The sequence below is a fragment of the Bradyrhizobium sediminis genome, from assembly GCF_018736105.1.
Lineage (GTDB): Bacteria > Pseudomonadota > Alphaproteobacteria > Rhizobiales > Xanthobacteraceae > Bradyrhizobium.
The window spans coordinates 1,178,215-1,194,720 of the sequence record NZ_CP076135.1 but is presented as its reverse complement, the minus strand read 5'-3'; the positions used below and the strand labels follow the sequence as shown (position 1 = coordinate 1,194,720).

Sequence of the window (16,506 nt, the reverse complement as noted above, 5' to 3'; positions counted from 1 at the left end):
TCCATGGATCTCACCTTCAGCGCCGAGGAGCGCGCTTTCGAGAAAGAAGTCCGCGACTTCATTGCGGCCAGCCTCACGCCGGAAATGAAGCGCGCGACCGCGCTGACGCCGTCGGTGTTTTCCGATCCCGACATCGGCATGGCCTGGCAGCGAGCGCTGCACAGGAAAGGCTGGGGCGCTCCGGGATGGCCGGTGGAGCATGGCGGGCCCGACTGGACCCCGGCGCAGCGCTGGATCTTCGAGACCGAATGCGCCCGCGCCGGCGTGCCCAACGTCAACGTGATGGGCGTCAAGATGGTCGGCCCCGTCATCATCGGCTTCGGCTCGCCGGAGCAGAAGAATTTCTATCTGCCGCGGATCGTCTCAGGCGAAGACTACTGGTGCCAGGGCTATTCCGAACCCGGCTCCGGCTCCGACCTCGCCTCGCTGAAGACGCGCGCGGTACGCGACGGCGACGACTACGTCATCAATGGCACCAAGATCTGGACCACGCATGCGCACCACGCCAACCGCATGTTCGCACTGGTCCGCACCAACGACACCGAGCGCCAGCAGGACGGCATCAGCTTCATTCTGATCGACATGAAAAGTCCGGGCATCACGACAAGGCCGATCCTCACCATCGGCGGCGACCACGAGGTCAACCAGGTGTTCTTCGACGACGTCCGCGTGCCCGTCGCCAATCGCGTCGGCGAGGAAGGCAAGGGCTGGACCTACGGCAAATACCTGCTCGAATTCGAGCGCGGCTCCGGCATCGCCTCGGCCAAATTGCGCGACGCGCTGAAGACCGTCTCGGATCTGGCGGAATCGGAAGCGACCGGCCGCGCCATCGACGATCCCGACATCGCGGTGCGGATGTCGGAGATCGAGGTCGATATCGACACGCTGGAAATGACCGAGCTGCGGGTGCTGTCGGCGCTGCAGACCGGACAGAATCCGGGCGCGGTGTCGTCGCTGCTGAAACTGCGGGTCAGCGAAATCCGCCAGGCGGTGACGCGACTGGGCGTCGAGGTGATCGGCAATGACGGGCTCTATGTCGAGCCGCTGCGGCCGCTCTACAGGCTCAACGAGCAGCCTGCGATACCGGAAAACATGCTGCCGGTGGTGCCCGAATATCTCAACGGCCGCGCCTACACCATCTTCGGCGGCTCCTCGGAAATCCAGCGCGAGATCGTGGCCAAGATGGTGCTGGGGCTGTAGCCCCAGTCATTCCGGGGCGATGCGAAGCATCGAACCCGGAACGACGGAGGAACTACGCCCTCGCCGCCTTCGCGTCCCTTATCGCCTGCCAGAGCCGCATCGGCGTCAGAGGCGTGGCCAGGTTCTTGATGCCGAGTTCGGCAAGCGCATCCATCACGCCGTTGACGATGCAGGGCGTGCCGCCGATCGTGCCGGATTCGCCGCAGCCCTTGGCGCCGAGCGGATTGGTCTTGCACGGCGCGCTTTCGTCGAGCGCCACCGCGATCGGCGGAATGTCGTCGGCGCGCGGCAGGCAATAGTCCTGGTAGCTCGCGGTCAGCAACTGCCCTTCGGGGTCGTAGGACACGCCTTCATACAGCGCCTGGCCGATGCCCTGCGCGACGCCGCCGTGAATCTGCCCCGTCACCAGCATCGGATTGACGGCGACGCCGACGTCGTCGACCGTGGTGTAGCGCACGATACTGACGACGCCGGTTTCGGGATCGATCTCGAGCTCGCAGATATGGGTGCCGTTCGGCCAGCTCGGGCCGTCAACCTCGCCCTCGCTGTCGACGCTGAGCCGCGCGCCGCTCTCCTTCTTCGCGACCTCGAACAGGCCGATCCGCTTGTCGGTGCCGACTACGGTGAGCGTGCCGTCGCGATATTCGATGTCCTCGACGGAGGCTTCCAGAATGTTCGACGCCTTCTCGCGCGCCTTCGCGATCATGTCGGCGGCGGACACCGCCAGCGCGGTGCCGCCGACGAACAGCGAGCGCGAGCCGACGCTGCCGAAGCCGGTGGCCAGATCCGTATCGCCCTGCACGATGTCGATCCTGTCCATGGGGATGCCGAGCGATTCCGAGACCATCTGGGTGTAGGTGGTCTGCAACCCCTGCCCCATCGCCATGGTGCCGGAGTGCAGGATGATGCGGCCTTCGGCGGTGGCGTGCAGGCTGACCTTTTCGGTATGCGCGCGGCCGCCGGTCCATTCGATGTAGCTGGTCAGGCCGCGGCCATAGAGCAGGCCCTTCTTCTTCGCCGCCTTCTTGCGCGCGGCGAAGCCGTCCCAGTCGGCAAGCCTGGAGGCGCGCTCCAGCATGTGCGCGAACGCGCCGGAGTCATAGACCTGGCCGACGGCGTTGGTGTAGGGCAGTTGCGCGGGCTTGATGTAATTCACCTTGCGGATAGCACGCGGATCCATCCCGATCTGCCGCGCGGCGGCGTCCATCAGCCGCTCGACGATGAAGACGCCCTCCGGCCGCCCCGCGCCGCGATAGGCGCCGACCGGCGCGGTGTGGGTCATGACCGATTTGACCTCGTAATGCACCAGCGGCAGGTCGTAGACGCCGGACTGCACGAAGGGCCCGAGCACCAGCGGGATGATGTTGCCCGCCCCGGTCGAATAGGCGCCGGTGCCGCCGATCGAGCGCACCCGGTAGGCCAGCACGCGGCCCTTGGCGTCTAGCGCGAACTCGCCGGTGGAGGTGAGATCGCGGCCATGGGTGCCGCCGACGAATTCGTCGGTGCGGTCGCCGCGCCAGCGCACTTTCTTGCCGAGCTTGGTGGCGGCATAGGCCACCATGCCGTCTTCCGGATAGAGGTTGGTCTTCTGGCCGAAGCCGCCGCCGATATCGCCGACCAGCACGCGCACGCTGTCCTTCGGCCGTTTCAGCACGGCTTCGGCGAGCACGTCGCGGGTCGAACCCGGGGTCTGCGACTGCACGTGCAGGATCAGCCGGCCGGATTTCTTGTCGATCTCGGCGATGGTCGAGCGCGGCTCCATCGCGGAGGGCACCAGCCGCTGGCTGACCAGATCGAGCGAGACGGTATGCGCGGCGCCGGCGAAGGCCGCTTCGACCTTGGCGGCGTCGCCATAGCTCATAGCGGCGACGATGTTGTCGGGCGCCTCGGGCCAGACCACCGGCGCCCCCGGCTTGATCGCCTCGACCGGATCTACCACCGACGGCAGCACTTCATATTCAACCGCGATCGCCTCGGCTGCGGTCTGCGCCGCCACCCGCGACGTCGCCACTACGGCTGCGACCGGCTCGCCGGCGAAGCGCACCACCTCATGGGCGAGCAGCCGCCGCGGCGGCACCGTCATCGGCTTGCCGTCCGGCCGCATGAACACCGACAGCGTCGGGATGGTGCCGACGTCGTCGGCGACCAGATCGGCGCCGGTGTAAACCGCCTGCACGCCCGGCATCTCCGCTGCCGCCTTGCTGTCGATCGACACGATCTTGGCATGGGCATGCGGCGAGCGCAGCACATGCAGCCACAGCGCGCCGTCTTCCGGCTTGTCGTCGATGAACTGCCCCTTCCCGGTGAGCAATCGCTGATCTTCAAGACGCTTGACAGGCTGGCCCGCACCGAAACGCATGTTGCCGGGAAGAATGTTCATCAGTTGGTCCTTCGGGTCTTTTGTAACGTTGGGCGGGTTTTAGCGGATTTTGGGCGCGAAACAACCAACCGCCGTCATGCCACTTATCCCGTCATTCTGGGATGCGCCGTAAGGCGCAGACCCGGAATCTCGAGATTCCCAGATGTGCCATTGCACATCTGAGGTTCGCGTTTTCGACGCGCCCCGAAATGACGGCTGCTGCTACCCCACCTCCCGCAGCGCCGCTTCGACCACCTTGCGCTGGTCGGCGGTCAGGGCCGCCTGCGGCGGAATGGGATCGCCGACGTCGTAGCCCTGGATCGCGAGCCCGGCCTTGATGCAGGCGGCGAGGTTGAAGCGCGCGAAGGCTTCGTTGATGCGCCACAACCGGCGCTGCAGCTTCATCGCGTCGTCCCAGCGCGCGGCCTTGCAGAGATTGTAGAGTTCGACGCTTTGCCGGGGAATGATGCAGGCCGGTCCCGCCATCCAGCCGAGGCCGCCGATCAGCATCACGGCGGCCGGAATATGCGCCGACGCCGAGAACACCTTTATGCCGTCGCCGCAGCGGTTCATGATCGACAACAGCCGCCCGGTATTGGTCGAGGCGTCCTTGATGTAGCCGATCCGCGGGTGGGCCGCGAGCCGTTCGATCACGTCGAGCGTCAGGTCCGAGCGCTGGAATTGCGGATTGGTGTAGATCACCACGGGAATATCGACCGCATCCGCGATGGCGCGGAAATAGGATTCGATCTGCGCGTCCTGCACCGGAAAATACGCTTCGAGGATCGCCAGGATGCCGTCGGCCCCGAGCCTCTGGCAGGCCTTCGCCTGCGCCACCGCATCGGCCGTCGAGGTCGAGGCGACGCCGGCGACCACCGGCACCCGGCCCCTGGCGGCCTCGATCGTGGTCTGCACCACCGTCAGCCGCTGTGCATTGTTGAGATAGGCGAACTCGCCGGTCGAGCCGAGCGGTGTCAGCCCGTGCACGCCGGACTTGATCAGATCGTCGCAGAGGCGAGCAAGCACCTCGGTGCGGATCTGGCCTGTGGGATCGATGGGGGTGACGAGATAGGGAAAGACGCCGTGGAATTCAGTCATGATGGCGGACTTTAGAACCGCCGCAGCGCCCGGGTCAAATGCGTGCCGGGTGCACCCCGCTAAATGCGGCGCGCCAGGGATCGCAGGAATCCCTGGTATTCGTCATTCAGTTCCATATCCACGGCAGGGGCGAGCTTCAGCAGCGAATTGGCGATGAAGGGCTGGTCGTTGCGGGTGTCTTCCAGCGCCTCGCGCAGGACGGGAACGTTGTCCTCGATGTGCTGGAGAAAGGCCACGCCCTTCTCCAGCGTCTCGGTCCAGCGCGCGCGCGTCCATTTTGCCAGCGGATACATGATCTCGTGGACGAAATTGGATTTGCGCGCCTTCTCGAAGAAGCGCAGTCCGGTGCTCCAGTTTTCCTTGGCGCGCAGCGGCGGCGGCGGGATATCGCCGAGCAGCAATTTCTTGCCGGCCTGACCGACAAAGTCTTCCAGCGTTGCCGGAGTTTCGATCGTCGCGCGAAAGTGCCACAGGCCGGACGAGCCCGGGAACTCCTTCCCCATGCTCTCGACCAAAGCGGATTCCACCTTGTCCACCGCCGCTTTGTCGCCTTTCAGCGCTGCCGTCATGCAAAATGCGAAGATCGCGTCATCTCCTACATTCTGCACATCGGCGCGTTTCAACTGATCTTCCGACAGCCCCGGCGTGATCCCGTCATCGGGAATTCGCGCCATGCCTGCCCGCTGCGCGGTGATGAACGCGGTGATTTCCAGCCGACCCAGGAAATTGGCAATGAAGGCATCGGGCTCGACATACACGATCGCCAGATTGAGCGCTTCCTTGCGCTTTTGCAGTTCCGCCATATCCGTCATGTTTCATTCCACCATGTGGCCCTGTCACTGTCGGGAAGCCGCCGCGCCAGTCGATCCGGCTCGACAGGATTGTCGCCATTCGGACAAAGCTCCAAACGCTGATCCCGGCTACGCAAGAAACAGGCCGGGCACCCGGGCGACCGGCAGTCGCCTTGCGTTTCTTGCAAGGCATCGGATTCGTGGTTACCGAATCTCCTGTTACAGTCGCGTTCGAGATCGACGGGATTTCGGCCTGGCAGATCCCTGGGTGACGCCCGGCCCGAAGTCGGATGAGCACGAATGAGAGACGGGATGATGTCGATGTTCGCCAGGTTTTCGCGCCGGCACTTTGCAAAACTTGCGGGCTTGTCCACCCTCGGCCTGGCGGCGACGCCCGCAAAGCCCGCGGGAGGCGAGACCAAAGCCGCGCCCGAGCGGCACGCCCCCGCCGCTTTCCCGGAGGGGTTTGTCTGGGGCACCGCCACGTCGGCCTATCAGATCGAGGGCGCCGTCGATGAGGACGGCCGCGGGCGCTCGATCTGGGACACCTTCAGCCACACGCCTGGCAAGATCGAGGACGGCCACAGCGGCGATCGCGCCAACGATCACTATCACCGCTACAAGGAGGACGTTCGCCTGATCAAGGACCTCGGCGTCCGGGCCTATCGGTTCTCGATCGCCTGGCCGCGGGTGTTTCCGGACGGCACGGGTGCGCCGAACCCGAAGGGCCTCGATTTCTACAACCGGCTGCTCGATGAACTGCTGGCCAACGGCATCGAGCCCTATGCGACGCTGTATCACTGGGATCTGCCGCAAGCCCTGCAGGACCGTGTCGGCGGCTGGCAATCCAGCGACACCTCAAAGGCGTTCGCGGATTACGCGGGTTACGTGGCCGAACGCCTGAGCGACCGAGTCAGGAACATCTTCACGCTCAACGAAGCCGGAAGATTCCTGAACTTCGGTTACGGCTGGGGCATCGACGCCCCCGGACTGAAGCTGCCGGCCGCCGAACTCAATCAGGCGCGTCACCATGTCGTTCTGGCCCACGGGCTCGCCGTGCAGGCGATCCGCGCCAAGGCGCGCGCCGGCACCAAGGTCGGCCCGGCCGAGAACATCGCCGCCTGCGTGCCGGCGTTCGATACGCCGGAAAATGTCCGCGCTGCGGAGATGGCGACGCGCGAAATGAATGCGGGCTTTCTGGGCGTGATCCTGGAAGGTAAATACACCGACGGCTTTCTGGAATACGCCGGCAAGGACGCGCCGAAATTCACCGCCGAGGAGTTGAAGATCATCTCCTCGAAGAATGATTTCGTCGGCCTCAACATCTACGCGCCGCAATTCTACATTGCCGCTTCCGACCAGAAGCCGGGCTGGGCCGTGCTGCCGTTCCCTGCTTCGTTCCCGCACATGAATTCCGAATGGCTGCTGGTCGGCCCGGAGACGATCTACTGGGCGCCGCGGCTGGCCGCCAAGGTCTGGAACATCGACACCATCTACATCAGCGAGAACGGCACCTCGTCCGAGGACAAGCTCACCGCCGACGGAACGGTCAACGACCTCGACCGCATCATGTACCTGCGCAACTACCTGGCGCAGCTGCAGCGCGCGACCTCGGAGGGCGTGCCGGTGCGGGGTTATTTCCTGTGGAGCCTGATGGATAATTTCGAATGGATCTATGGATTCGAAAAACGGTTCGGCGTGTATCGCGTCGACTTCGAGACCCAGGCGCGAATGCCGAAGCTGAGCGCGTCATTCTACCGGGACGTGGTGGCGAAGAACGCGATCGGGGTGTGAAGCACAAGGCGGGCCGTCTCGCCGATGCCTTGCTTGCGCCACAACAGCGGTCGGTTCGCGTCGGACCAGTCTTTTTTCCGCCCTACTGCCTCAACATTATCCACAGGCTTTAGTGTTCAGTTTGTATGCGTGCTCCAGAGTAAATTCATGGCGGGAATTTCGAACGGAGGCGAGGAAACCCGGCAGCGAGAGCGACGATGACGCTTTACGAATTGCTCGGCGCTCTTCCGAACGATGATGCGGAAGGTCTGCGGACAGCATTCCGCAGAGCCGTCAAGGGCGCTCACCCCGATATCCGTCCCGGCGATCCCGATGCGGCCTGGAACTTCAGGCGGATCGTCCGTGCCCACGAAATCCTCGGTGACGCGGAGCAGCGCGCCGCCTACGACCATCTGCTCGATCTCGCGCACATCGAAGCAGCATCGGCGAACGGGCACGCCACCGCCGCCCGGATTCACAAGCTCGCCTCCGGCGTGATCGCGCTTGCCGCAGCCTCGGTGGTAACCGTCGGTGGCTATGTGCTGTTCATGCACATGTCGTCGGCAATGGTTGCGCCGGCAGACAGACCCGCCATGCACGCATCGGCTTCCGTCGATCCGGCACCGCCGCCGGTCACGACCGGCAAGGGCGCTTCACTGGCGAAAGACGAGGGTGCAGGCATTCCCGCCGAAGCCGGCGGGCCGGACACCGACGTCCCCAAGGCCAATGCCGGGAATATCCCGGCGGCCAAGGTCGGCCCGGCACTCGACCTCGCCACCCGCGATGCCAGGCCCTCCCGGGCGCGGAGTGCTCTCACCCACCGCAACGGCAATCCGAACCGCGCCGTCGCCGCCCCCAATCAGGCCAGCCTGCTCGATCCGAACATGACGGCCGCCCGCAACGACCGCGGCATCATGTTCCATCGGTTGCGCCGATTCGAGCGCGCCTTCGCGGACATAGCGCCGACGAACCGGGTCGAGAACCAGATCGAAAAGCCGGTCCGCGTCAAACCTGCGTCGGCGACGGCGGCCGCGCCGCGCCTCGGCCCGGCCGCCGTTGCACGTCCGGTGATACCGGTGCCCCGTCCACGAATGATGGCGCAGGATCCGTCGCGGCAGGAAAGCATGACGGCGGTGCTGCACTAACGCGCAGGGTCTCCGGGCGGCTCAGACCTTGACGAGACGCAGCCGCGTACCCCAGGGGTCGGCGGTCTCGAGCCCGTTCGCGACTGCTGCTACTTCGACACCGGCCTGACGCAGGCGCTGTTCCAGCGCCGCGAACAAATCCGGCTGCTCGATTTCCAGCGAAAACCAGGCAAGGCCGGTGGCCGCATCGTCGCGGCGGCCGGCGCCCGCGCTTTGCCAGACATTGAGACCGAGATGGTGATGATAGCGCCCCGAGGACAGGAACGCGGCGCCGTTGCGCGCGCGTGTCGGATCGAAGCCGATGGCGCCGCGGTAGAAGCCGTCGGCCTTCGCGAGATCGCCGACGCGCAGATGCATGTGCCCGATGCGCAGGCCCTCCGGCGCCGCGGCATAATCGCTGACGCTGACATCGGTGAGCGAGACGAGATCGTCGACATCGAGCTGGTCGGTCCCCATCGTCACGGTTCCGGCGTTCCATTGCCAGAGCGAGGGATCGCGATCGGCATAGACCTCGATGCCGTTGCCTTCGGGATCGTCGAGATAGACGGATTCGCTGACGCGGTGATCGGCAAAGCCCGACAGCGGCACGCGATGGATCGCGGCATGGACCAGCCAGCGCGCCAGATCCTTGCGCGTCGGCATCAGGAACGCCGTGTGATAGAGGCCGGCGGCATTGCGGGATTCGTTGGTGGCGTCCGGACGCGCCTCCAGCACCAGGAGCTTCACCCCGCCCGAACCGAGCGTCGCACCGGTGGCCGAGCGTTCCATCACGGTGAGGCCGAGCACATCGCGGTAGAAGTCCGCGACCGGATTGAGCTGGCGGACGCGCATCGTCACCATGCCGACGCGCATCGGCGTGCGGTTGGCGAAGGTCGGCCCCCCGCCGCTGCCGCCTCCCTCGGCGCGCTCCGCCGCTGCGGCAGCCGCCGCGAATGAGGAGGCTCCGGCGAGATGCAGCAAGGTGCGGCGGGTCAGGTCGAGGTTCATCGTGGGTTTCTTGCCTGGGTTGGGATCGGTTTGCGGCGGTTTATCACGCTTTCGATCCGCTGCCGCCGGCTGCGGTGCGCGTGTTCGATCACATGTGCGTTGGTCCGGCGACTTTCAGGCTGGCCTGACCGCATGACAAATCCCGCGCTCGAATTGCCGATAGGCCTTCAGGGCCTGCGGGTCGGCAAAGGGGAGGATCTGCATCATGATCACGCCTGCGACCCGCATCGTCGGATCGATCCAGTAGTAGGTGTTGAACAGGCCGGCCCAGGTCAGGCTGCCGGCGTTGCGGCCGTCCGGCACGGGGTCGACATTGATCATGTGGCCGAGCCCCCATCGCAGACGAACGCCCGGAAAAAAATCCACGTCGTTCGAAAGCGCCGGATTCGCCGTCTTGAGGATGCCGGCCTCAAGGTTGCCGATCTGGTTTGCGGACATCAGGGCGACGGTCTGCGGCCGCAGGATGCGCGTGCCGCCAAGGCTTCCGTCATTCAGCAGCGCCTGCAGCAGCGTCAGGTAATCCGGCGCCGTCGAATAGATGCCGCCTCCGCCCGTGGGCGCGTTCCGTGCGGTCGGCTTTTCCAGCGGCTGCGGCAGAAGCCTGCCGTCCGCACCCCGGACATGCAGGCTGGCCTGGCGCGCGCGCTGCTCGTCGGTGATCGCGAAGGCCGTGTCGTTCATGCCGAGCGGGCCAAGGATGTGGTCGCGAAAATACTGGTCGATGCTCTTGCCGCCGGCGATTTCAACCAGCCGGCCCACCTCATCGAGGCTGCCACCATAGGCCCATCTTGCCCCCGGCTCGAACATCAGCGGCCGGCGAGGCAGCGCCGGATGGTTACGGGCGACCTTGAGGTAGCGAACGACATTCGGGTCCCACAGCGGATAGCTGAAGCCGGAGGTGTGCGACAAGAGATGGCGCAGCGTGACGGGTTTGTGCGGCGGTCTCAGCTGCGGAAGGCCTTTCGCATCGAAGCCGGCGAGGACCTTGGCCGAACCGAGCCGTTCGTCGATGTGGGCAGCCGGCTCGTCCAGCTTCAACTTGCCCCGCTCCACCAGTTGCAAGGCCGCCACCGACGTCAGCAGCTTGACCATCGAGGCGATGCGGAAGACCGTGTCGGCCGACATCGGCGTCGCCGTGGCCATGTTGCGGGTGCCGAACGCACCCTCATAGACGACCGACCGTTCATTCGCAGCCATCGCGACGACACCCGGTATTTCACCGGCGTCGACTTTCGCCTGCAATGCCGCACCAATCTCCCCGCTCCGAACCGGCTTGCGCAGCGGCGCGGCGACGCCGTGCAGCGACGCGGCAGGAATTAAGCCCGCGACCGCAAGCCCCGCCGTTCGCAACAATGCATCACGCCGACTGAGCAAAGAATTTCTCGCTCGATTTGGCAGCGGGGATTCCGCAAAGGCCGGTCTCTCCCCAGGGGACTTCGCGCAGGCAACACATCGATAGCTTAGCTCGCGGCCGGACACTTTCCTACCCGGTCGTTATCACTTCTGGGCCGCTGCACTCCGGGGACGGAGGCAGCGCAGATTCGGGGCACTAGTGGCCGGTGGAGTGTCGGTTCATTTCCTCCAGAAGCTCGCGCATGGCATCGAACTGCGTGCCGAAGCCTTTCCAATCTCCGGACTTCAATCGCTCCACTGCCTGATTGTAGCGATCCAGCGCCTCCCGTGCCTGGCTTGCCGCCGGGCGTCTGGCGGGCATCTCCTCTGCCGTGCCCGAAACCGCCGGCGCGGCGCCGGGCTCCATGAACAGCGCCGACAAGGCTTCGGCCAGCGTCTCCTTCATCACCACATGTTCACCATAGGCTGCGATCACGCGTTTCAGCTCCGGCAGGTGTCCGTGCTCCGCCCGCAAATAGAGCGGCGTCACGTAAAGGATCGAGTTCTCGATCGGGATCACAAGCAGGTTCGCACCGCGGATCACCCGCGAGCCCATCTGGTTCCACAGCGTGATCTGCTGGGAGATATCGGTGCTCTGATTGATCCGCGCCTCGATCTGGAACGGCCCGTAGACAAGCTTCTCCTTGGGAAATTCGTAAACGATCAGCTTGCCGTAGTCGGGCCCATCGCAGCGCGCGGCGAGCCACGCGATCATGTTGTCGCGGCGGCTCGGCACCATCGGGAGCATGAGGAAGAACTCGGCATGCGGCTCCCCGGGCAGCCGCATGATGATGTAATAGGGCGCCATCACTGCGGTGCCGCCGCCGCCCGGCTGGCGCGGGAATTGCCAGAGATCTTCGCGGTTATAGAAAACCTCGGCCGCCTCCATGTGGTAGGTCTGATACAGCCGCGCCTGAATCAGGAACAGGTCCTCCGGATAGCGAATGTGCTTCTGCAAGTCCGAAGGCATGGCCGCGAACGGCTTGAACAAGCCCGGAAAGATGCGCTGGTAGGTCGCGGCGACGGGGTCGCGGGTGTCCATCAGATAGAAATCGACGGTGCCGTTATAGGCATCGACGACGACCTTCACCGAATTGCGGATGTAGTTGAGATCCAGGTCTTGCGCCGGCTGCGCGGAGGGGAAATAGGAACTCGTCGTGTAGGCGTCCTGCATCCAGAACATCCGCCCATTGCTGATGACCAGATAGGGATCGTGATCGAGCCTGAGGAACGGAGCGATCGTCCGTACCCGTTCCTGGATATTGCGCCGGATCATGATCCGGCTGTCGGCGGTGATGTAACTTGAGAGCAGCAGGTTCGGGTCGTTGAAGTAGTAGGCGAACAGGCCTCTCCACACCATCGCTCCGATCGGTACGCCGCCGGTACCGTCATAGGCGGCATAGACGTTGTCTTTCCCCTTCGGATAATCGAACTCCGGCGTGCTCCCCTTGACGATGACGTAGCTGTCGCGCTCTTCGCCGTAGTAGATGCGCGGCTCATGGATCGGAGGGCCGCCGTCCGCGACGGGAGGGATGTCGCGCAAATAGAGGAATGGCAGCCCTTCGGCGCTCTTGCGGGTGACCGGGCTCATCACCGCGCCGGTGCCGTGCGTGAACAGCACATGGCGGTTGACCCAGGTCTGGGCATTCGGCGGCAGCAAGGCGGGCCGCAGTTCGCGCGCCGAAAGCATTACGCTCTGGTAGGAGCCATCGAGCCAGTAGCGATCGACGTCGAGATGATGGAATTTGTAGTAGGTGCGGATCTCCTGCAGTTGCGCGTAGGTATCCGACAAGGGCAGCCAGTCCCATAGCCTGATATTTTCGATTGTCGCTTTGTTGGCCTCGAGCGTCTTGAAGGTAAGCTTCTGTTCGGCAGCAAACGGCTTGGCTGCGATCCGATCGAGATTGTATGCCTGCCGGGTGAGCGCGATGCTGCGTTCGATGTAGGGCTTCTCCAGCTGCAACTCGCTCGGTTTGACGAAAAATTGCCGGAACAGCACCGGGACTGCACCGGACAGCACGAACGAGCCGAGGCCGACAAGTATGAACGCGGCGGCAGGAAGCCAGTAGGTGCGCACCCGGAGGTTTGCCCACGCGGCGAACGCCGCGACGATCGAGAGCCCGATCAACAGCCACAGACCCGGTATCCCCACGTGTACGTCGGTGTAGCTTGCGCCGACGACGACGCCGTTGTCGCCATAGAGCAGCAGATAGCGGTCGAGACCGTAGGACCAGGCCTTCACGACGAAGAGGAGACCGAGCAACGCCGAACCGTGGGCAATTGCGGTCGGCGATATCGATCGGCGATGAAGGTCGTATTCGATGTCGCCATGCACCCAGTAGACCGTTGCGGCGAAGAACGCGCTCAGAACGAGAGTGAGCAGCATCCAGTTCTTGATGAGGATATAGGCCGGCAGCACGAAGAGATAGAAACCGATGTCCTTGTCGAACAGCGGGTCGTCTGCACCATAGGGGACATGATAGAAGAACTGCAGGATGACGCCCCAATTGCCGACTTCTGCCGCGGCAACCAGCAGAGCGAGCAACCCTGCACCGCCCCCGATAACCCGGGCCCATGGCAACCGATCGCGCATCAGCGCCAACAGGTCGGGGGGCGGCACGTTGCCCGCGAGATTCCAGATGAAGGCCGGGACAGATTGCGTCGGCTGCCGGCGGGCAAAACGCACCGCGAGCCATCCGTTCAGCCAAAGGATGACCGCAGTTCCCGTCCAGACCGCAAGAAGGACGACGGCTTTAGCGCCGATCGTCGTCCAGAAAACCTGCAGATAGCCGATCGAGGAAAACCACAGCCAGTCAACCAGGAAGTCGCTCGCGAGCCAAAGCAGGATCAGGCCAATGCCGACGAAGACGGCCGCAATGATCAACCCGACCACGGCGCTTTGCCTTGGCACCTTCCGTTCGGGTCCGGTAATCCCGATCGTCATAATCCAATTCTAGCAGAAATGACGGACGCTTACCGCTTGAATCATGACCGGGATCGGCGCGCCAGGGCCGCGGACCTGGATTTGCCGGGTTCCACTCATCCGCTTGCGCAGGAGGGCGGCAGCGACGGCGTTTGCCTGGTCCGATCGCGCAGGAATGATGCTTTCTGCTGCGACCTCGCGCGCGATCGGTTGTATAGTGGAGAAAGCGGGGGCTGTGCTGCATTGCATCAAGTACACCTGAAACCCAACACGGGAGTTCCGCCATGAAAGTCAAAGACGTGATGCACAAGGGTGTCGACTGGGTCAGCCCCAACACACCCGTTACCGAACTCGCGAAATTGATGCGGGGCCATGACATCGGCTGCGTCCCGATCGGGGAGGACGACCAACTGATCGGGATGGTGACCGACCGCGACATCGTCTGCAAAGGGCTGGCGAACAACGGCTTCGATGCCGGCCGCGCCAAGGCGCGCGATGTGATGACCGAAGGCATCCATTGTTGCCGGGAGGACGATGACCTCGCAAAGGCGGTGCATCACATGGAGACGCTGAAGATCCGCAGGCTGCCGGTGATCAACAAGAGCAAGCGAATGGTCGGCATGATCAGTCTGGGTGACGTCAGCCACTCGGCATCAGTTGATTTGCTGTCCGAGTGCGTCAAGAGCGTTTCGGCCCATCACTGAAACACAGCCGGCGCTGCTCTCGCGATAGCCGCCAGACCGCACGATCAATCGCACGGCACGAAAGCCGGGGCGAAGTGCTCTGCTGTGCCCGGAAGATGGCGCGCGCCGTTTGGCGCGTGCCCTGGCGAACTGGCGCGCCGCCGGTGCGCGCTGCCAAAATATCGAAAACAACCCCATGCAAAGTAGCAGGCGGCCGGCATGGATGCTTCGAAAGCAAGTTGACACGTCGGGCAAATCAGGGGCATTTCTTCACCATCCCGCCATCCTGTAAACGCCCGTCGCCCCGCAATAGCGGGCCCGTCGGTTGCGATTGCGGCTCAAAATCTTCACCCCACCATTGAAATGGCACCGCCTCGCCGCGGCGATCGCCTGCGCGTGGCCAAACCGCGCGCTTGCCGCGCGCGTGCCAGGGAATCTCGACATGAACACCGCTCCTGACCTCGTTATGCCAACCACGATCGCCGCAACCGATCCGGCCAAGGCCGCCGCAGCCCCGCGGATAAGGCTCTCGTCGCATGGATTCTCCATCGACCATCCTGATCCGGAGCTTGGCGAACAGCTGATGGCGAACGCACTGGGCGCCGCCGACCGCGAAGCGATGGATGGCATCCTCCGGCAATTGGTGAAGGCCAGCGTGAGCGGCGGGAGTCCCGACGAGGTCAACCTGTCCTTCATGATTTCGATGGTGAAGAGCATCAAGCCCCGTGATTCCATCGAGGCCATGCTGGTGGCGCAGATGGTTTCGGTTCATGTGATGGCGATGCGATGCGCCCATCACCTCGCGAATGCGGAAGACATCGCCCAGCACGACAGCGCCGCGCGCGCATTGGGCAGGCTCGCCCGCACGTTTCCCGCCCAGATCGAGGCGCTCAACCGCTACCGCAGCCATGGCGAGCCTGCCATCACCGTGCAGAACGTGTCGGTCGGAGACGGCGGCAACGCCATTGTCGGCAACGTCACGCAGCACGCAAGCGTGATCGTTTCCGACAAGAACCCGGCATCCGCGGCGCGGAATGCGCCGAAGCCCTCGGGCTCCAGGCGAAGGCGCGATTCCGCTGATGCCAAGCGGCAAGCCCAGCCATGAACGATCATGCCCGCAATACCGGCCCGATGCTGGCGAGCCCGCGTTGCGGCGCCAAAACCCGTTTCGACGGCACGTGTCGCTCGCCGGCGGTGCACGGCAAAAAGCGCTGCCGCATGCACGGCGCCGCCCAGGGATCCGGCGCGCCAAGGGCCAACCAGAACGCGCGCAAGCATGGCCTGTTCACCGGGAATGCGATCGCCGAGCGCAGGCAGATTCAGGCGCTGTTGGGGGAAGCGCGGAGGCTGCTGGAAGAGATGAAGTGAGTGGCTTTCGCAAACGGCGCGCAACCAAAAGAAATCAGCAACGGACCAATCCCGTCAGTTAACAGGCGGCGAAATTGGCGAATTGTGATGGCGCAACGCTTCGCGGTGTGCTGCAAGGACAGCGAAGTTGCGGGCAACTTTTTTAGAGGACTCTTAGGGGAGCCAAAACCGCTATGATGCAGCGTCCAATTCCGCGCCGCAGGTGCCAAAGCTGGCCCAACCCAAACGAAGATTCTGCGAGAACTCACTCCGATCGCATATTGTCGGAAGGGTCGCGCGCACCGTGGCGCACCGCGTGAATGATGATTTCGGCGTCGGTTCGCCTCGTAGAATATGAGGTATGGGTAGGGCGTCGTTGTGATGCGTCGAACGGCGGGGTCGTCGGTCAAGGCGCCAGCCAATGGGTACCGCAGGAGCAGATCAGTGACCGCGTGAATTCGCATATGGATGCGCCCAGCTCCCTGCGGGGAGCGATCGGCGACGAAGTCCAGAATCGATGCAAGATCGGCGAGCGCAGGTAGCGTATAGCGCAGCCTCATAGTCCGTGCTTGGCCCACACGGCCCGCACTTGTTCGTCGGTTGCGAATTCACCGCGCTCAGCGGCGGCCTTCGATCGGGCAACCGCCTCGCGCTCTTCAGGCGAAAGGACGACCGGCGGAGCAAGATCGGAGCCTGCAAGCTGCATGATGGCCCGCGCGATGTCATCCTGATCGTCTGACGGCAGGCGACGCACGGCCGCCACCGCTTCATCGAGGAGCTTTGTCATGGCCACAATATAAGATTGGGA

General features: G+C 64.2%; 14 protein-coding genes. 6 read left to right on the top strand and 8 right to left on the bottom strand.

Annotated features, from left to right (window positions below; genetic code table 11):
* The first annotated feature begins 3 nt into the window (after positions 1 to 3).
* Entirely contained in the window at positions 4 to 1,200 is a 1,197-nt protein-coding gene (locus KMZ68_RS05775) for an acyl-CoA dehydrogenase family protein (RefSeq protein WP_215614889.1), read from the top strand.
* A 52-nt stretch (positions 1,201 to 1,252) separates the two neighbouring features.
* Here the strand turns inward: KMZ68_RS05775 and KMZ68_RS05770 are convergent, their stop codons facing one another.
* The 3 genes from KMZ68_RS05770 to KMZ68_RS05760 all read right to left on the bottom strand — a co-directional run bounded on the left by KMZ68_RS05770 (position 1,253) and on the right by KMZ68_RS05760 (position 5,469).
* On the bottom strand, positions 1,253 to 3,580 hold the full coding sequence (locus tag KMZ68_RS05770) for a xanthine dehydrogenase family protein molybdopterin-binding subunit (RefSeq protein WP_215614888.1): 2,328 nt from the start codon (positions 3,578 to 3,580) through the stop codon (positions 1,253 to 1,255).
* Positions 3,581 to 3,781: 201 nt separating this feature from the next.
* Positions 3,782 to 4,657 carry a dihydrodipicolinate synthase family protein gene (locus KMZ68_RS05765; protein WP_215614887.1) on the bottom strand — a complete coding sequence of 292 codons (876 nt, stop codon included), beginning with the start codon at positions 4,655 to 4,657 and terminating at the stop codon, positions 3,782 to 3,784.
* A gap of 59 nt (positions 4,658 to 4,716) precedes the next feature.
* Positions 4,717 to 5,469 carry a hypothetical protein gene (locus tag KMZ68_RS05760; RefSeq protein ID WP_215614886.1) on the bottom strand — a complete coding sequence of 251 codons (753 nt, stop codon included), beginning with the start codon at positions 5,467 to 5,469 and terminating at the stop codon, positions 4,717 to 4,719.
* 300 nt (positions 5,470 to 5,769) lie between these two features.
* On the opposite strand from KMZ68_RS05760, the gene KMZ68_RS05755 reads away from it, so the two are divergent.
* The gene (locus KMZ68_RS05755; RefSeq protein WP_215616210.1) at positions 5,770 to 7,242 is read left to right on the top strand and encodes a GH1 family beta-glucosidase; all 1,473 of its coding nucleotides are present in this window, start codon (positions 5,770 to 5,772) and stop codon (positions 7,240 to 7,242) included.
* 197 nt (positions 7,243 to 7,439) lie between these two features.
* Positions 7,440 to 8,366 carry a J domain-containing protein gene (locus tag KMZ68_RS05750; RefSeq protein ID WP_215614885.1) on the top strand — a complete coding sequence of 309 codons (927 nt, stop codon included), beginning with the start codon at positions 7,440 to 7,442 and terminating at the stop codon, positions 8,364 to 8,366.
* 21 nt (positions 8,367 to 8,387) lie between these two features.
* Here the strand turns inward: KMZ68_RS05750 and KMZ68_RS05745 are convergent, their stop codons facing one another.
* The 3 genes from KMZ68_RS05745 to KMZ68_RS05735 all read right to left on the bottom strand — a co-directional run bounded on the left by KMZ68_RS05745 (position 8,388) and on the right by KMZ68_RS05735 (position 13,689).
* Positions 8,388 to 9,353 carry a VOC family protein gene (locus tag KMZ68_RS05745; protein WP_215614884.1) on the bottom strand — a complete coding sequence of 322 codons (966 nt, stop codon included), beginning with the start codon at positions 9,351 to 9,353 and terminating at the stop codon, positions 8,388 to 8,390.
* 114 nt (positions 9,354 to 9,467) lie between these two features.
* Positions 9,468 to 10,832, bottom strand: a complete 1,365-nt coding sequence (locus tag KMZ68_RS05740; protein WP_249779534.1) for a serine hydrolase domain-containing protein — start codon at positions 10,830 to 10,832, stop codon at positions 9,468 to 9,470.
* Positions 10,833 to 10,902: 70 nt separating this feature from the next.
* Complete coding sequence (locus KMZ68_RS05735) at positions 10,903 to 13,689, bottom strand: UPF0182 family membrane protein (RefSeq protein WP_215614883.1); 2,787 nt, start codon at positions 13,687 to 13,689, stop codon at positions 10,903 to 10,905.
* A gap of 263 nt (positions 13,690 to 13,952) precedes the next feature.
* Between KMZ68_RS05735 and KMZ68_RS05730 the strand changes: the two genes are divergently transcribed.
* The 3 genes from KMZ68_RS05730 to KMZ68_RS05720 all read left to right on the top strand — a co-directional run bounded on the left by KMZ68_RS05730 (position 13,953) and on the right by KMZ68_RS05720 (position 15,719).
* Positions 13,953 to 14,372, top strand: a complete 420-nt coding sequence (locus KMZ68_RS05730; RefSeq protein ID WP_215614882.1) for a CBS domain-containing protein — start codon at positions 13,953 to 13,955, stop codon at positions 14,370 to 14,372.
* Positions 14,373 to 14,793: 421 nt separating this feature from the next.
* The gene (locus tag KMZ68_RS05725) at positions 14,794 to 15,456 is read left to right on the top strand and encodes a hypothetical protein (protein WP_215614881.1); all 663 of its coding nucleotides are present in this window, start codon (positions 14,794 to 14,796) and stop codon (positions 15,454 to 15,456) included.
* A complete protein-coding gene (locus tag KMZ68_RS05720; protein ID WP_215614880.1) occupies positions 15,453 to 15,719 on the top strand; it encodes an HGGxSTG domain-containing protein in 267 nt (88 codons plus the stop codon). Before KMZ68_RS05725 ends, KMZ68_RS05720 begins: the two co-directional genes overlap by 4 nt.
* Here KMZ68_RS05720 and KMZ68_RS26205 read toward each other — a convergent pair.
* The gene (locus tag KMZ68_RS26205; protein ID WP_371741416.1) at positions 15,671 to 16,258 is read right to left on the bottom strand and encodes a type II toxin-antitoxin system RelE/ParE family toxin; all 588 of its coding nucleotides are present in this window, start codon (positions 16,256 to 16,258) and stop codon (positions 15,671 to 15,673) included. The two genes, KMZ68_RS05720 and KMZ68_RS26205, sit on opposite strands and share 49 nt — an antisense overlap.
* Positions 16,255 to 16,485: a hypothetical protein gene (locus tag KMZ68_RS05710; RefSeq protein WP_215614879.1), complete on the bottom strand. Its 231-nt coding sequence runs from the start codon at positions 16,483 to 16,485 to the stop codon at positions 16,255 to 16,257. Before KMZ68_RS05710 ends, KMZ68_RS26205 begins: the two co-directional genes overlap by 4 nt.
* Positions 16,486 to 16,506 lie beyond the last annotated feature (21 nt).

What these genes read in the sequence shown, in the direction of transcription:
- KMZ68_RS05775 (WP_215614889.1), top strand. Translation starts at nt 4, where the DNA reads ATGGATCTCACCTTCAGCGCCGAGGAGCGCGCTTTCGAGAAAGAAGTC.
- KMZ68_RS05770 (WP_215614888.1), bottom strand. Translation starts at nt 3,580, where the DNA reads ATGAACATTCTTCCCGGCAACATGCGTTTCGGTGCGGGCCAGCCTGTC.
- KMZ68_RS05765 (WP_215614887.1), bottom strand. Translation starts at nt 4,657, where the DNA reads ATGACTGAATTCCACGGCGTCTTTCCCTATCTCGTCACCCCCATCGAT.
- KMZ68_RS05760 (WP_215614886.1), bottom strand. Translation starts at nt 5,469, where the DNA reads ATGACGGATATGGCGGAACTGCAAAAGCGCAAGGAAGCGCTCAATCTG.
- KMZ68_RS05755 (WP_215616210.1), top strand. Translation starts at nt 5,770, where the DNA reads ATGTTCGCCAGGTTTTCGCGCCGGCACTTTGCAAAACTTGCGGGCTTG.
- KMZ68_RS05750 (WP_215614885.1), top strand. Translation starts at nt 7,440, where the DNA reads ATGACGCTTTACGAATTGCTCGGCGCTCTTCCGAACGATGATGCGGAA.
- KMZ68_RS05745 (WP_215614884.1), bottom strand. Translation starts at nt 9,353, where the DNA reads ATGAACCTCGACCTGACCCGCCGCACCTTGCTGCATCTCGCCGGAGCC.
- KMZ68_RS05735 (WP_215614883.1), bottom strand. Translation starts at nt 13,689, where the DNA reads ATGACGATCGGGATTACCGGACCCGAACGGAAGGTGCCAAGGCAAAGC.
- KMZ68_RS05730 (WP_215614882.1), top strand. Translation starts at nt 13,953, where the DNA reads ATGAAAGTCAAAGACGTGATGCACAAGGGTGTCGACTGGGTCAGCCCC.
- KMZ68_RS05725 (WP_215614881.1), top strand. Translation starts at nt 14,794, where the DNA reads ATGAACACCGCTCCTGACCTCGTTATGCCAACCACGATCGCCGCAACC.
- KMZ68_RS05720 (WP_215614880.1), top strand. Translation starts at nt 15,453, where the DNA reads ATGAACGATCATGCCCGCAATACCGGCCCGATGCTGGCGAGCCCGCGT.
- KMZ68_RS26205 (WP_371741416.1), bottom strand. Translation starts at nt 16,258, where the DNA reads ATGAGGCTGCGCTATACGCTACCTGCGCTCGCCGATCTTGCATCGATT.
- KMZ68_RS05710 (WP_215614879.1), bottom strand. Translation starts at nt 16,485, where the DNA reads ATGACAAAGCTCCTCGATGAAGCGGTGGCGGCCGTGCGTCGCCTGCCG.